Source organism: Acinetobacter sp. BD54, assembly GCF_044778325.1.
Lineage (GTDB): Bacteria > Pseudomonadota > Gammaproteobacteria > Pseudomonadales > Moraxellaceae > Acinetobacter > Acinetobacter baumannii.
Map to the genome: position 1 here is coordinate 152,716 of NZ_JANJEP010000007.1, position 13,874 is coordinate 166,589.

Sequence of the window (13,874 nt, forward strand, 5' to 3'; positions counted from 1 at the left end):
TGATCCTCGGGTGATTTGTGAGTCTCTTTCAAAATATCATTATCATCGTACTGCTCATCATCGCAGCAGGCTTTTTATCTTTAACTGAAATTGCTCTAGCTGGTGCCAGAAAAGTAAAGTTAAAGATTTTAGCCGAAGCTGGCGAAGAACGTGCTCAAAAAGTACTTGATTTACAAGAACAATCTGCAGACTTTTTTGCAGCGTCCCAAATCGGCTTAAATGCTGTTGCAATCTTAGGCGGTATATTGGGTGAAGCTGCGTTTCGTCCTTTTTTTGTGAACTTAGTTGACCGTTTCTATGAAGGACCGTGGACGCAAACCATTGGATTTGCCCTATCTTTCACATTGGTAACTTCTTTGTTTATTTTATTTGCCGATTTAATGCCAAAACGCTTGGCAATGATCGCACCTGAAAAAATTGCAATTAGTGTAATTAACCCTATTCAGATTTTTATCAAAATCTGTAAACCTCTAGCATGGGGAATTAATGCAATTGCCAATTTGCTATTCCGCTTGTTTAAAGTAAATACCACACGCGAAGACAATATTACTTTTGATGATATTTCAGCAGTGATGGATGCAGGTGCTCAAGCAGGTGTACTACAAAAACAAGAACATCATTTTATTGAAAACGTATTTGAGCTTGAAGAGCGTACCGTTCCATCAAGTATGACAACGCGTGAAAATGTTGTTTATTTTACGCTTAACGAACATGAAGATAGCATTCGCCAAAAACTGGCAGAATATCCTTATTCCAAATTTCTGGTTTGTAACGAAAATATTGATCAAGTGATTGGCTATGTAGATGCTAAGGATATTCTTGTACGTATTTTAAACAACCAATCTTTAACCCAGCTCAATGAATCGACTATTCGTACGGTTCTAATGATACCTGATACTTTAACACTATCAGAATTACTCGATCGTTTCCGCTCAACAAAAGAAAAGTTTGCTGTTGTAATTAATGAGTATGCGCTTGTCGTTGGGGTAATTACGCTAAGTGATATCATGATTACTGTTATGGGGGATTGGGTTACCCCTATGGAAGAAGAACAGCAAATTATTAAACGTGATAATAATTCTTGGCTGATTGATGGTAGTACACCTATTGAAGATCTTAAGCACGCGCTTGAAATGGATGAACTACCTGATGAAGAGAATTATGAAACATTAGCTGGTTTCATGATGTACCGTTTACGCAAAATCCCACGTCCAGCCGACTTTGTTGAATTTGGTGGCTATAAATTTGAAGTTGTTGATGTAGACCATTTTAAAATTGATCAGCTATTAGTAACACGTGTATTAGAAAAAAATGATTTACCTTCTCCGCCTGATGAAAATTGATTTATTTTGGTGCAAAATATCCTGCAAATGCAGGATATTTTTTGATAAATAATTTATTCCTTTTAAGATAATTATTATTTTTAAATAATTTTATATTAAAAGTTAAATTAATTATCCTAATCACAATTTCAAATATATAAATTAACTCATTCATTAAAATAAAAAAATTAAATTGAATTAAAATAAAATTTTGCACATAAAAGATTTACAGATTCACTTTCGTTATGTAACGTAGGGAGTAGAAGCATTGTAAATGGGTATACTTCTCATTTCAGTATTCAAACAGAATATAATTTTTAAAAATACATGATAATTTCAAACATGATAAAGGTTTTATAAGTATATATAATAAGCACTATACATTATAAATAGACTATACCATTATTATATATGTTCAGTATTTCTTCAAAATATACCTTTCCAAGTGAATATATATTAACCAAATAAACTAAATATATTATTTGTCTTTTTAATAAAAATTCATAAGAATAATCGAGGTCAGAGTTTTTGAATAAACTTGTTCAGTAAAACTAAAGGCAAAGGATTGATTGTATGCTGACATTACTTGGTGTTGGTATGATTTTATGCTTCATGTATTTAATCATGTCCAAACGTTTAAGCCCTATTATTGCTTTAATTCTCATCCCATTTATTTTTTCTCTTATTGCCTGGGGCCTTGGTCACTACTTTGAAAGCTTGAGCCATATCGAGCTTAAAGGTCTCAGTGAAATGATGCTAGATGGCATCAAAAAACTTGCGCCTACTGGCGTAATGCTATTATTTGCAATTTTATATTTTGCCTTAATGATCGATGCAGGTCTTTTCGATCCTCCGGTTAAATGGATTTTGAAAAAAGTTAAAGGTGATCCCCTAAAAATTACATTAGGGACTGTTTTTTTAACTACATTAGTCTCTCTTGATGGCGATGGCTCAACCACTTACATGATTTGCGTGGCAGCCATGCTCCCTCTTTATCAACGCCTCGGTATGAATACACTGATCATGACAGCACTTATGTTGTTATGTAGTGGTGTAATGAACCTGACCCCATGGGGTGGCCCTACTGCCCGTGCAGCAAGTGCACTCCAAGTTGACCCAAGCCATATCTTTGTACCAATGATTCTTCCAATGGTGATTAGTATTGGCTGGTTATTCTTCTTGGCATATTTATATGGTCGCTATGAGCAAAAACGTTTAGGCGTGATTGAGCTTGAAAGTCACCATGGTGATAACATTACAGTTTCAAAAGACCCAGAAGCAACTCGTCCACATTTACGTAAAGTAAATATGGTACTAACCATTCTTCTTATGATTGCATTGATCAAAGGTATTTTACCGATGTCAGTGTTATTCATGCTGGCGTTCTGTATTGCAATGCTCATCAACTACCCTGATGTTGATATGCAGAAAAAACGTATCGCTATGCACGCAGACAGTATCTTGGCTGTTGTAGGTTTAATTTTTGCGGCAGGTATTTTTACAGGTATCTTATCTGGCACAGGCATGGTTGAAGCAATGTCTAAAGAATTTGTCGCAATGATTCCTGCAAGTATGGGCCCATATCTCGCACCGATTACAGCTTTCGTAAGCATGCCATTGACCTTTTTTATGTCAAATGATGCCTTCTTCTATGGTGTATTACCTATTCTTGCTGAAGCTGCTTCACATTATGGTATTAGCCCAGAAGCGATTGCACGTGCTTCTATTGTAGGTCAGCCAGTGCATTTGTTATCACCTCTCGTTCCATCAACCTACTTGTTATGTGGTCTTGCTAAAGTCGACTTTGCAGACCATCAAAAGTTCACTTTTAAGTGGGCATTTATCACTTGTATGGTATTGATGGGTACAGCTTTAGTGATTGGTGTTTTCCCACTTTTTAGTACGATGTAATTCTGCTCTACTATAAAAATAAAAGCCCCTATCGGGGCTTTTATTTTTTATTTATTTACATACTCAATCATGGCATCTAAGAACGCATGAAAGTGCAAGCTAATATCTTCTTGTAAAATTTTATAGGCATTATCAAATTGCACCATTGGAAAGCCTTCTTTCCAAAATGGGAAAATATTATGCAAGTCATGAGTAACTATTGCATCTTCTCGGATAATTGCTTGTGAAATTTGTGCCAAAACTTGCGCTGTCTCTGCACCATCAATAGCAAGATAATCAATACCACGCGCTTTTAAAATACGAATTCGATCTTTTTTATAGCGAATTTTTTTAGCTTGAGCTGTATTTAAACCTAGTGCAAGAGTAACTGCCTCTACAAACTTCTCTTCAAAATTTGTATTTAGTGCCACCAAAGCCAGCTTATGCGCTTCCTGACGTCCTGCTTTTCCCCCGTTACGGATGATCTCATTTGCTTCCGTATCTAGCTTATCTTTTTTCATCGACTGTAAAATGTCTAAAATTTCGATATCGCTTAAAGATTCAGGAGATTGCTCAAACATAGGAGTCTCTATACATACAACTAAAGGCGTATTCTCTCATAAAAGCGATACTAAAGCAGAGTAAAATTTTAAATAGCCTATTATCTTGACTATTTTTATAGTCCTAATCTCAGAGACTGCACTCATAAAATCAGTTAATTCTTTGGTTATGATTTTTACCATTTGCCAAATTATTTTTACCCTGATAATATTATTTTACCCAGATAAAAATATGCGACTAAAATGAATACTAAAATCACCTATACTGCTTTCACTGGAAGCACGCTTATTGCGAGTGACTCCCTTGTTGAACTTGCAAAGAAACTAAAAACTCTTCCTAAAACAACAGAAAATATTCTGATTTTTAATGATCAAACAGGTCAACAAATTGATCTTGACCTTTCTGGTTCGGAACAAGAACTTCAACAACGTTATGCTGAACCGGAAGAAATTAAAAAAGTTGGACGACCTAAACTTGGAGTAATTTCACGTGAAATCACTTTACAGAAAAAACATTGGGATTGGTTAGATCAACAAAGTGCAAGTGCATCAGCAGTGATTCGCAAGTTAATTGATAAAGAGTTAAATAACCCACATTCTGAAGGCAATATTATGCTAGCCAAACAAGCCATCGACCGTTTTATGTCTGCTATGTTAGGCAATATGCCAAATTACGAGGAAGCAACACGCGCCTTATATCAAGGTGATCGAGATATATTTTTAAAAATGATTCAGAGCTACCCTAAAGATTTAAGAGAATATTTAACTTTAAAAGCTCAAAATGTTTTCTAAACTTAATAAAAAACCCGCTTACGCGGGTCTTTAGAACTTATTTTCAATCTATTAAAGACGAACTAATTCCACAATTTTCTCTACTGCTTCTTCTACCGTTTCAGCAGTTATCTCGGTATCTGTACCATCCACAGCGGTTGCGATAATAATAACACCCGTCTCACGTAATAGAACCAATTGCTCAGCTGTTAAGTTTGTTTTCGCGATCGCAACTACACCTTGCTGAATCAGTAAACTTTCTAAAGCTTGAGCTTTTTCAATTAACTGTGCAGAAACACCAATAACAGCAGGTTTTTGACCTAAACGAGCAGCACGATCTTCAGCAGTAACAGGATTACTATGAGCCGTCCACTCTACCGCGGCTTCTACCATGCCCGCGCCAACAGTTACGTTACTTAAACGGTCAATAAAAATAAATGAACCTGTGTAACGTGAATCTTGATAACGGTCAAACACGACTGGAGCATCAAACTCAACCACAACATCTGCAATCGCATTTAACTCAAGCTCTTCAACTTGAGTGTGTTCGAGCGTATTCACATTTACACGGTAGTTAATATTAGTTACTTTTGCTGGAACAGTTTGTGTACCAATCTTAATATTGTACAACTTACCTTTTACAAGTGGGTGTTCATTCATCCATACCACTGAAGCACGAACACTTCTTGAAATTAATGGTTGCTCGCCTGCACGTACTAAGACATTACCGCGACTAATATCAATTTCATCATTTAACGTTAAGGTGACTGCTTGACCCGCAACTGCCTGCTCAAGGTTACCGTCAAAAGTAACAATTTCCTTAACTGTAGAACGCTTACCAGAAGGCAACGCCACAATCTCGTCACCAACTTTAATTTCACCTAATGCAACTGTACCCGCAAAGCCACGGAAGTCGAGATTTGGACGGTTTACATATTGAACAGGGAAACGGAATTCATGTTTACTTGACTCGCGGTTGATTTCCACAGACTCAAGAATACTCATTAAGGTTTGCCCCTTGTACCAAGGAGTATGAGCTGATGGATTTACAACGTTATCGCCATTTAAAGCAGAAATTGGAACAAATAAAATATTGGCTGGACGGCGATCACCCAATTGGCTCACGAACGCATCATATTCAACCTGAATTTCATTAAAACGTTCAGATGAATATTCAACCAAGTCCATTTTATTAATGGCAACAACAATATTTTTAATTCCAAGCAAACTCGCAATAAACGTATGACGACGAGTTTGAGTTTGTACACCATAGCGCGCATCGATTAGGATGATTGCAAGATCAGCAGTCGATGCACCTGTTGCCATGTTACGAGTGTATTGTTCATGGCCCGGTGTATCAGCAATAATAAACTTACGTTTTTCAGTCGAAAAATAGCGATAAGCAACATCAATGGTAATACCCTGCTCACGCTCAGCCTGCAAACCATCTACAAGTAATGCCAAGTCTGGTGCATCACCTGTTGTGCCCACTTTCTTACTGTCACGTGTTACAGCTTGCAATTGATCTTCATAAATCAATTTTGAATCATAAAGTAAACGACCAATTAAGGTACTTTTACCATCATCTACGTTACCACAAGTCAAAAAGCGCAAAAGGTCTTTTTGTTCATGTTGTTTTAAATACGCCAGAATGTCTTGGCTGATTAAGTCTGATTGATGAGACATTGCTCAAACTCCACAAATTTAGAAACTGTCTTAGAAATAGCCTTCTTGCTTTTTCTTTTCCATTGAGCCTGCTTCATCATGGTCAATCATACGACCTTGACGCTCAGAACTTGTTGCCAACAGCATTTCCTGAATAATTTCTGGCAATGTATCAGCTTCAGACTCAACTGCACCTGTTAATGGATAACAGCCAAGCGTACGGAAACGTACAGACTTCATTTGTGGAACTTCACCCTCTTTTAAGCGCATACGTTCATCATCAACCATGATTAGCGTACCACTACGCTCAACCACAGGACGAACAGCAGAGAAATAAAGAGGAACAATTTGAATATTTTCTAAATAGATATATTGCCAGATATCCAACTCTGTCCAGTTTGATAACGGGAATACACGAATACTTTCGCCTTTGTTCACTTTACCGTTGTAAAGATTCCAAAGTTCAGGACGTTGGTTTTTAGGATCCCAACGATGTTTACTATCACGGAATGAATACACACGCTCTTTCGCACGTGATTTTTCTTCGTCACGGCGCGCCCCACCAAAAGCAGCATCGAACTGATATTTATCCAAAGCCTGTTTTAAAGCTTGGGTTTTCATAATATCCGTATATTTCGAACTGCCATGATCAAATGGGTTGATTCCTGCTTCACGGCCTTCTTTATTCTGATGAACAATTAAATCAAAACCATGTGTTTTTGCCATGTTATCGCGAAACGCGATCATGTCTTTAAACTTCCAGCCTGTATCTACATGTAATAAAGGGAAAGGAAGTTTTGCAGGATAAAATGCCTTCAATGCAAGATGAAGCATCACAGCCGAGTCTTTACCAATTGAGTAAAGCATGACTGGATTTTCAAATTCTGCGGCTACTTCACGGATAATATGAATACTCTCAGCTTCAAGTTGCTTGAGATGTGTAAGTCTTGATTCAGTCATGAACACGCCCTTCTCTATCCATTTTGCCCATAAAATCTAGAAGCGGTATTACACCACCACTTAGAAGACCATGTGGAGGAACGAGTGCCATAACAACTCCAATTTTTCGTGATAAATAGTCCAACCACAAGCCTTTATATGGCTTATAGCATTAGTTATGCATTATAGTGATTTAAAACCGATTCCTTTTGCTTGTTTTTTCATATTGATATTCAAATTCATCATATACATGTAATATGCTGATTCACTTATACAACTTTGTAATCCTAGCTTGTGTAGTCGACTTAAGCAAATCATGTTCTAGTCTTTAGATTTCTTTAAAAACCATAAAAAAAGAGAAGCCTCTGTAGCCTCTCTTTCTTATTATAAGGTTAACTAAAAATTAGAAACCAAACATTTTACGCTCTAGAGGAATTTCCACTCCAATTGATGCACCCGCATCATTACCTTCTAAGTCAGAATCACTTACCCAACCATTAATTTTTAATGGAAGATCAGGTTTGATGTAATGTGTCCAAGTTAGATCAAGCGCTTTAATTTCATCATCTTTAGGGAATGCTTTATTAATTGCCAAGTTAGATTGGTTAACTTTAACCACCATAGCACGACCGCTTAAACGGTTCATCACGTCAAAGCGGATATCACCACCCACAGAATACATTTGTCCATCGCCACCCATCGCATGTCCTAATGGGAAGCCATGTTGGTAATAACCATCTTTATAAACATAATGATTATAGGAAATACCCTTCACATCATTATTAGTGCGGGTATCAGCCCATTCTGCATAAAGTTGATATGGCATATTATTATAGCTAGAAGAATAGTCGACTCCTGCTAAATACATTTTTTTAGAAGGAAGTAGTCCAGCTTCATCTTCACCAACATATTGACCATAAATACCAACAGGAGCATTTATAAGAGATTGTAGATTTAAACGAGCATCAAAACCTGCAATTTGGTTAGAACGATCTTCATCAGAATCATACACATTGTCATTCCCTTTAATTGCATTCCACAAAGAATCCCAACTTTCAGAACGTCCTTCACCACCCCATTGTAAAGTACGAGAAGCACCTAGTTCTAAATAGGGTAAAGGTCTTGCAGTTAAACGTAAGCCTAATAATTTCGCATGAGGAACCGCTTTATAATCATCTAATTGGCCTGCAAAAGCTTGATATTGCCAAGGTCCAATCCAAGATAACCATTTTGTCTCAAAAGCATTTTGTACAGCTCTTTGTGCCGTCACGCCATACACAGGACGACTTGCATCGCCACGGATTAAGCTACCATCATGTCCAGGTCCCCACCATGTTGGAATTTGACCTGCAACAAGCCACTGGTTCCAGAGTTTACCAGCGACATATGAACCCTCAACGTTAACGTCATGCCCACTATCAATTTGAGGGTCTTTTTCTGCGTTTACACGGATTCTTGCATCCCAATTTTCACCACCAGCATTAAACTCTAATGAACCTTGGTACTGCGATTTTTGGTTATCACCAAATGCTTGAGGAATATTTTTGATATCAGTTTCAGCAAAAGCACCCACTTTAACTGTATCGTTATCTGCCTTTAATGCATTGAGAACTGAATTAATAACTTTTTGCTGTGCTGGATGAGTCACTTTAGCTTGAGAGAGAGCTCTTTGAATTTCATCACCACTTAATGGCCAAGTAGAAGTGCTGATGTTAATAACACCTTGTTGATTCAACCAGTTTAAGTCGGTACGTAAATCATCATTATTAAGCACTAAACCTTGTGCAAAAACAGCCGATGAAGCAGTTGCTAATAATGCAATCGAAAGTGTTTTTCTTAAAAACATGTCAGCACAATTCTCAAAGTTATTTATGAGCAACACATTAATTTTTTTATCGCAAATTTGCAATTGTTAAACTGTGCAATTACATTTTTTAACGGTGTTTTAAGTTTTCTATAACTTAAGTATTTTTTATATATAAATAGTTAATAAAAAAGGCAGTATAAACTGCCTTTTTCTGTATTGAAGATTAAATTAACCTTCTTTACGACGCATATGCGGGAACAAAATCACATCACGAATACTTGGTGCATCTGCAAAAAGCATAACCAAACGGTCAATACCAATACCTTCACCCGCTGTTGGAGGTAAACCATATTCAAGTGCTTCAACAAACTCTGCATCGTAATGCATTGCTTCATCATCACCAGCATCTTTTTCAGCAACTTGCGCTTGGAAACGTTCAGCTTGATCAATCGGATCATTTAACTCACTAAAGCCGTTTGCCAATTCACGGCCACCAATAAAGAACTCAAAACGATCAGTAATGTGCGGATTATCATCATTACGGCGAGCAAGTGGAGAAGTCTCTGCTGGGTACTCAGTAATAAAAGTAGGCTGACGAAGTTTAGTCTCAACCGTTTCTTCAAATACGATTGTTTGAAGCTTACCTAAACCAAAACCAGGTTTAACTTCTTCTTTTAATTCCTCACGAACAAATTTTGCAAGGAATTCACGATCGCCTACATTTTCAGGCGTGAACTGCGGATTATTCTCCAAAATCGCATCAAACATAGAGATTTTCTTGAATGGCCCTTTAAAGCTAAACACTTCGCCTTGGTAAGGCACATCAGTCGTACCTAAAATATCAATTGCTAGCTTTTCAAGCATGTTTTCAGTCAAAGCCATCAAGTCTTTATAATCAGCATATGCCTGATAAAACTCGATCATGGTAAATTCAGGGTTATGACGTGTTGATACCCCTTCATTACGGAAGTTACGGTTAATTTCAAACACACGCTCAAAACCACCAACAACTAAACGTTTTAAATAAAGCTCTGGTGCGATACGTAAGAATAATGGCATATCTAAAGCATTATGATGCGTCTCAAACGGACGTGCAGACGCACCACCCGGAATCACATGCATCATTGGCGTTTCAACTTCCATGAAACGTTCATTGGTTAAAAATGCGCGAATACCTGCAACGACTTTGGCACGAATTTCAAAAGTCTTACGCGTTTCTTCATTCACAATTAAGTCAAGATAACGCTTACGATATTTAACTTCTGTGTCGTTCAAACCATGAAATTTATCCGGCAATGGACGAAGCGATTTTGTAAGAAGTTCAAAACCTTCAAGGTGTACATATAAGTCACCTTTGCCAGAACGACCGATATAACCTTCAGCAGCAATAATATCGCCAAGGTCTAAACCTTTAATAGTTTCAAGCGTATCTTTTGGTAAACCTTTACGGTCAACATATAATTGGATACGACCAGTCATGTCTTGAATCACCATGAAAGAACCACGGTTTAACATGACACGGCCAGCAACTTTTACATAAACATGTTCAGCGCTTTCGATTTGTTCTTTAGACTGATCTTTAAATTGTTCTTGTAAATCAGCAGCGTAATGTTCACGTTTGAATGTATTTGGCCAAGGACTCTTTCCAGTTTCCTTTGCAACATCTTGGATTTGCTTTAATTTGGCATGACGCTGTGCAATTAAATCGTTTTCGGAAATAGTTGGTTCAGAAGTCGATTGAGCGTTTTGTTGCGTCATCTCTGCCTCGGTTAAGTAAAAATGAAGTGGCATAGCTTAACAGATTGCTGAGGTTTTTCGAACGATTTCAATCAAACAAAAACGAAAAAAGTCCAAGCCATCAATCTGAGTGGACATTGAATGATAAAAATTACTTAGACCAATCGCTAAGTTCATTTTTTTTAGGTTTGAGTAAAATATAAAAAAATCCAAATAACCTCGATTTGAAAAGGCCCTATTTGCCTTTTATTTTATCTATGAGATTGTGTAGTAAATAATGAAAATTCTATTTTTACATGGCTTGGATTCTTCTCGTGAATCAACAAAATTTCATGCCATTTTACATCCTGAAAAATTTTGTATTGATGTTGATTATCGCAACCTAAGTTATGCCTCAGTTAAAGACTTTTATCATCAAGCGATTGAAACAATTAAACCTGATTTGTTAGTCGGTCATAGCCTCGGCGGTTATTGGGCTTTGAAAACTGCAGCTCAACATAAATTAGCTGTTATTGTTGCCAACCCAAGCCTTACACCTAATTTTCGTAATGATTACCCTCACCTTTGTGACGAAGATCTTGACCACTCTAACCCTAAAATGGCTTATCTAGAGTTAGGAGACGAGCAACTTGATATGTATCAAGTACAGGAAAAGCTGTCACCATATATGACAATAGAAACTTATGACGGAGGCCATCATCGTCTTGCTTATCCTTCTCGTCTTAATGATCTCATTACCAAAATTCATAAAAAATATTTTGCTTGAATTTACGTATGACACATAATTTTCAAAAAACTTATTATGTAAAAATATAACAAATCGAATTACAGAAACTTATTTTTCAGCCATTTGTTTTACAGCTTCAAAGCCTTGAACGAAGCCACTTTTTAACATACCGATGTACTCAGGTAAGGTGGCTAATTCTACTTTTACCGTTGTAGTACCCCCATTTTGACTTAAAAAATATTTTTCTAGCGAACCACTCCAGCCTTTCACCTCTTCACTTTCTAAGTCTTCTTTCCCGTCTTTAATCATTCCTAAATGTTTAAAAATTAGTACTTCAGGCTTTTTCATTTCTTCAATGGTCGAAACCATTCCATTTCCTTCTCCGTCTAGAAAATATGTTTTACCACCGACTTTCCAATCTGTGCGCATTGAAGAATCTGGAGCAAAGAATTTCGTCCATGCATTATAGGTCTCACTATTCCAGAGTACGTCCCATACTTTTTCTATAGGGGCATTAATTTCTACTTCATATATTAGAGTTTCCATATTCGAATTCCTTTTTCTCCGTTAATTAAATGTTCAATAAACTTTTCTGTTTTATATAAGCATTAATTTATTTGTCCATTTATTAACCAGATTACTTTTTTAAGAACTTTATTTATATAAATGCTTTGCTCTTTTTGTAACCCTTCATATCACTCACCGTCTCCTTGCATGAATAAACTCTTAAAAACATATGATTTATTATGTGTTTATGTTGAATTTTTGCCTAAATAACCATTTATTTGTCTCGATATGCCATTCATCTTTGCTTATGAATGATTAAACTCCCTTATATGCTTTACTTTAAATGTAGAACTGCGTAAAAATTTGATATCCGATCAAAGCGACATTAGTTATTATTGAGCGGATCGTAGTTACATTATTAATAGATGGAATAGTTTTACTGAAAGGCAGCTTTGAGCAAACTTATCAGTGCGGAGAGTCTCATGAAAAAATATCAATGTATCGTTTGTGGATGGATTTACGATGAAGCAGAAGGTTGGCCACAAGACGGCATTGCAGCTGGAACAAAATGGGAAGATATCCCTGATGACTGGACTTGCCCTGATTGTGGCGTTTCAAAAGCTGACTTCGAAATGATCGAAATCTAATGTCTTAAATTAAAAGGCCATGATTTACATGGTCTTTTTTATATATCACCAATCACCGTTTTAAATTAACAATTCTAATTCTGGAGAAAAAAATGCATCCAATCGTCATTATCGGATCAGGCATGGCGGGTTATACCTTAGCACGTGAATTCCGTAAGCTTAACCCAGAGCAAGAACTTGTGATGATTTGTGCGGATGATGCGGTGAACTATGCAAAACCAACCTTATCCAACGCTTTTGCAGGAAAAAAAGCCCCAGAACAGATTCCATTAGGTGATGCTGCAAAAATGAGTGCCCAACTCAATATGCGTATTGAACCTTTTACTTGGGTGAAAGAAATTTTAGCTGAGCGTCATGAACTTGTTCTAGAAAAAGACGGCGTTATTTCTCAGCAACCCTATTCAAAATTAATTTTAGCTGTCGGTGCTAACCCGATTCGCCTTGCTATTGCTGGTGATGGTAGTGATGACATCCATGTAGTGAACTCACTCATTGACTATCGTTCTTTCCGAGAAAATCTAGCTCAGCGCAAAGATAAACGTGTTGTGATTTTGGGTGCAGGTTTAATTGGTTGTGAATTTGCCAATGACTTACTTCATAGCGAATATGATGTAACAGTAATTGATTTAGCGCCTCAACCATTAGGCCGTTTATTACCTTCACACATTGCTTCAGCATTCCAGCAGAATCTTGAAGAAGCGGGTGTTAAATTTGCCTTAGGCACAACCGTTGAAAAAGTCAGTAAAATCAATAACGGTGAAGATTACGCGGTTACATTGGCAAATGGTCAGACTTTGGTTGCTGATATTGTGCTTTCAGCGATTGGCTTACAACCGAATATTTCTCTTGCTCAAAGTGCAAATATTCAAACCAGCCGTGGTGTGATTACCAATAGTTTACTTGAAACCAATCAAGCAGATATTTATGCGATTGGTGACTGTGCGGAAGTTAACGGTACCCTGCTTCCATATGTAATGCCAATTATGCAACAAGCCCGCGCTCTAGCAAAAACATTAAGTGGTCAACAAACAAATGTACATTACCCTGCTATGCCGGTTGCGGTAAAAACTCCGGCTGCACCGCTTACAGTTTTACCGGCACCGGTTGATGTGGATGTAAATTGGGAAACTGAAGAATTCGACGATGGTATGCTTGCCAAAGCAATTGACAATGAAGGAACATTGCGTGGTTTCGTATTGTTAGGTGCAACAGCAGGCAAGCAACGTTTAACTTTAACTAAGCTTGTTCCAGATCTTATTCCTGCCCAAGCATAAGGTTTAAATTGGGAATGCTCATGATCTT

13 protein-coding genes are annotated in these 13,874 nt (G+C 37.1%); 6 read left to right on the plus strand and 7 right to left on the minus strand.

Features of this window, described 5'->3' with window-relative positions; all coding sequences use genetic code 11:
* Positions 1 to 17: 17 nt before the first annotated feature.
* Together NQ782_RS13080 and NQ782_RS13085 are read left to right on the plus strand one after the other, a co-directional pair.
* Entirely contained in the window at positions 18 to 1,343 is a 1,326-nt protein-coding gene (locus tag NQ782_RS13080; protein ID WP_000051871.1) for a hemolysin family protein, read from the plus strand.
* Positions 1,344 to 1,895: 552 nt separating this feature from the next.
* Positions 1,896 to 3,233, plus strand: a complete 1,338-nt coding sequence (locus tag NQ782_RS13085) for a CitMHS family transporter (RefSeq protein ID WP_000956796.1) — start codon at positions 1,896 to 1,898, stop codon at positions 3,231 to 3,233.
* A 47-nt stretch (positions 3,234 to 3,280) separates the two neighbouring features.
* On the opposite strand, the gene NQ782_RS13090 is transcribed toward NQ782_RS13085, so the two are convergent.
* The gene (locus NQ782_RS13090) at positions 3,281 to 3,793 is read right to left on the minus strand and encodes a hypothetical protein (RefSeq protein WP_057094089.1); all 513 of its coding nucleotides are present in this window, start codon (positions 3,791 to 3,793) and stop codon (positions 3,281 to 3,283) included.
* Positions 3,794 to 4,015: 222 nt separating this feature from the next.
* Here NQ782_RS13090 and NQ782_RS13095 point away from each other — a divergent pair, with 222 nt between their 5' ends.
* Positions 4,016 to 4,564, plus strand: coding sequence for a DUF2239 family protein (locus tag NQ782_RS13095; RefSeq protein WP_001092994.1), 549 nt, complete (start codon positions 4,016 to 4,018; stop codon positions 4,562 to 4,564).
* A 51-nt stretch (positions 4,565 to 4,615) separates the two neighbouring features.
* On the opposite strand, the gene cysN is transcribed toward NQ782_RS13095, so the two are convergent.
* The 5 genes from cysN to lysS form a co-directional block, all read right to left on the minus strand.
* Complete coding sequence (gene cysN, locus NQ782_RS13100; protein ID WP_032019051.1) at positions 4,616 to 6,229, minus strand: sulfate adenylyltransferase subunit CysN; 1,614 nt, start codon at positions 6,227 to 6,229, stop codon at positions 4,616 to 4,618.
* 30 nt (positions 6,230 to 6,259) lie between these two features.
* Positions 6,260 to 7,168 (minus strand): sulfate adenylyltransferase subunit CysD, encoded by a 909-nt coding sequence (cysD, locus tag NQ782_RS13105; protein WP_000140408.1) that lies wholly within the window; start codon positions 7,166 to 7,168, stop codon positions 6,260 to 6,262.
* Entirely contained in the window at positions 7,161 to 7,292 is a 132-nt protein-coding gene (locus NQ782_RS13110; RefSeq protein WP_002011285.1) for a hypothetical protein, read from the minus strand. Before NQ782_RS13110 ends, cysD begins: the two co-directional genes overlap by 8 nt.
* A 258-nt stretch (positions 7,293 to 7,550) precedes the next feature.
* Complete coding sequence (locus NQ782_RS13115; protein ID WP_057094087.1) at positions 7,551 to 8,993, minus strand: capsule assembly Wzi family protein; 1,443 nt, start codon at positions 8,991 to 8,993, stop codon at positions 7,551 to 7,553.
* Positions 8,994 to 9,182: 189 nt separating this feature from the next.
* Positions 9,183 to 10,712 (minus strand): lysine--tRNA ligase, encoded by a 1,530-nt coding sequence (gene lysS, locus NQ782_RS13120; protein ID WP_002017216.1) that lies wholly within the window; start codon positions 10,710 to 10,712, stop codon positions 9,183 to 9,185.
* A gap of 256 nt (positions 10,713 to 10,968) precedes the next feature.
* Between lysS and NQ782_RS13125 the strand changes: the two genes are divergently transcribed.
* Positions 10,969 to 11,457 carry a YqiA/YcfP family alpha/beta fold hydrolase gene (locus tag NQ782_RS13125; RefSeq protein ID WP_000697203.1) on the plus strand — a complete coding sequence of 163 codons (489 nt, stop codon included), beginning with the start codon at positions 10,969 to 10,971 and terminating at the stop codon, positions 11,455 to 11,457.
* Between the two features lie 69 nt (positions 11,458 to 11,526).
* Here the strand turns inward: NQ782_RS13125 and NQ782_RS13130 are convergent, their stop codons facing one another.
* Positions 11,527 to 11,964 (minus strand): SRPBCC domain-containing protein, encoded by a 438-nt coding sequence (locus NQ782_RS13130; RefSeq protein WP_000449051.1) that lies wholly within the window; start codon positions 11,962 to 11,964, stop codon positions 11,527 to 11,529.
* A gap of 443 nt (positions 11,965 to 12,407) precedes the next feature.
* Between NQ782_RS13130 and rubA the strand changes: the two genes are divergently transcribed.
* On the plus strand, positions 12,408 to 12,572 hold the full coding sequence (rubA, locus tag NQ782_RS13135) for a rubredoxin RubA (protein WP_000760495.1): 165 nt from the start codon (positions 12,408 to 12,410) through the stop codon (positions 12,570 to 12,572).
* A 92-nt stretch (positions 12,573 to 12,664) separates the two neighbouring features.
* Complete coding sequence (gene rubB / locus NQ782_RS13140; protein WP_000553407.1) at positions 12,665 to 13,846, plus strand: rubredoxin reductase RubB; 1,182 nt, start codon at positions 12,665 to 12,667, stop codon at positions 13,844 to 13,846.
* The last annotated feature ends 28 nt before the right edge of the window (positions 13,847 to 13,874 follow it).

Bases quoted from the DNA above. Each gene is read 5' to 3' on its own strand.
- NQ782_RS13095 (WP_001092994.1), top strand. From the start codon at position 4,016: ATGAATACTAAAATCACCTATACTGCTTTCACTGGAAGCACGCTTATT.
- cysN (WP_032019051.1), bottom strand. From the start codon at position 6,229: ATGTCTCATCAATCAGACTTAATCAGCCAAGACATTCTGGCGTATTTA.
- NQ782_RS13130 (WP_000449051.1), bottom strand. From the start codon at position 11,964: ATGGAAACTCTAATATATGAAGTAGAAATTAATGCCCCTATAGAAAAA.
- lysS (WP_002017216.1), bottom strand. From the start codon at position 10,712: ATGACGCAACAAAACGCTCAATCGACTTCTGAACCAACTATTTCCGAA.
- NQ782_RS13125 (WP_000697203.1), top strand. From the start codon at position 10,969: ATGAAAATTCTATTTTTACATGGCTTGGATTCTTCTCGTGAATCAACA.
- cysD (WP_000140408.1), bottom strand. From the start codon at position 7,168: ATGACTGAATCAAGACTTACACATCTCAAGCAACTTGAAGCTGAGAGT.
- NQ782_RS13085 (WP_000956796.1), top strand. From the start codon at position 1,896: ATGCTGACATTACTTGGTGTTGGTATGATTTTATGCTTCATGTATTTA.
- rubA (WP_000760495.1), top strand. From the start codon at position 12,408: ATGAAAAAATATCAATGTATCGTTTGTGGATGGATTTACGATGAAGCA.
- NQ782_RS13115 (WP_057094087.1), bottom strand. From the start codon at position 8,993: ATGTTTTTAAGAAAAACACTTTCGATTGCATTATTAGCAACTGCTTCA.
- rubB (WP_000553407.1), top strand. From the start codon at position 12,665: ATGCATCCAATCGTCATTATCGGATCAGGCATGGCGGGTTATACCTTA.
- NQ782_RS13090 (WP_057094089.1), bottom strand. From the start codon at position 3,793: ATGTTTGAGCAATCTCCTGAATCTTTAAGCGATATCGAAATTTTAGAC.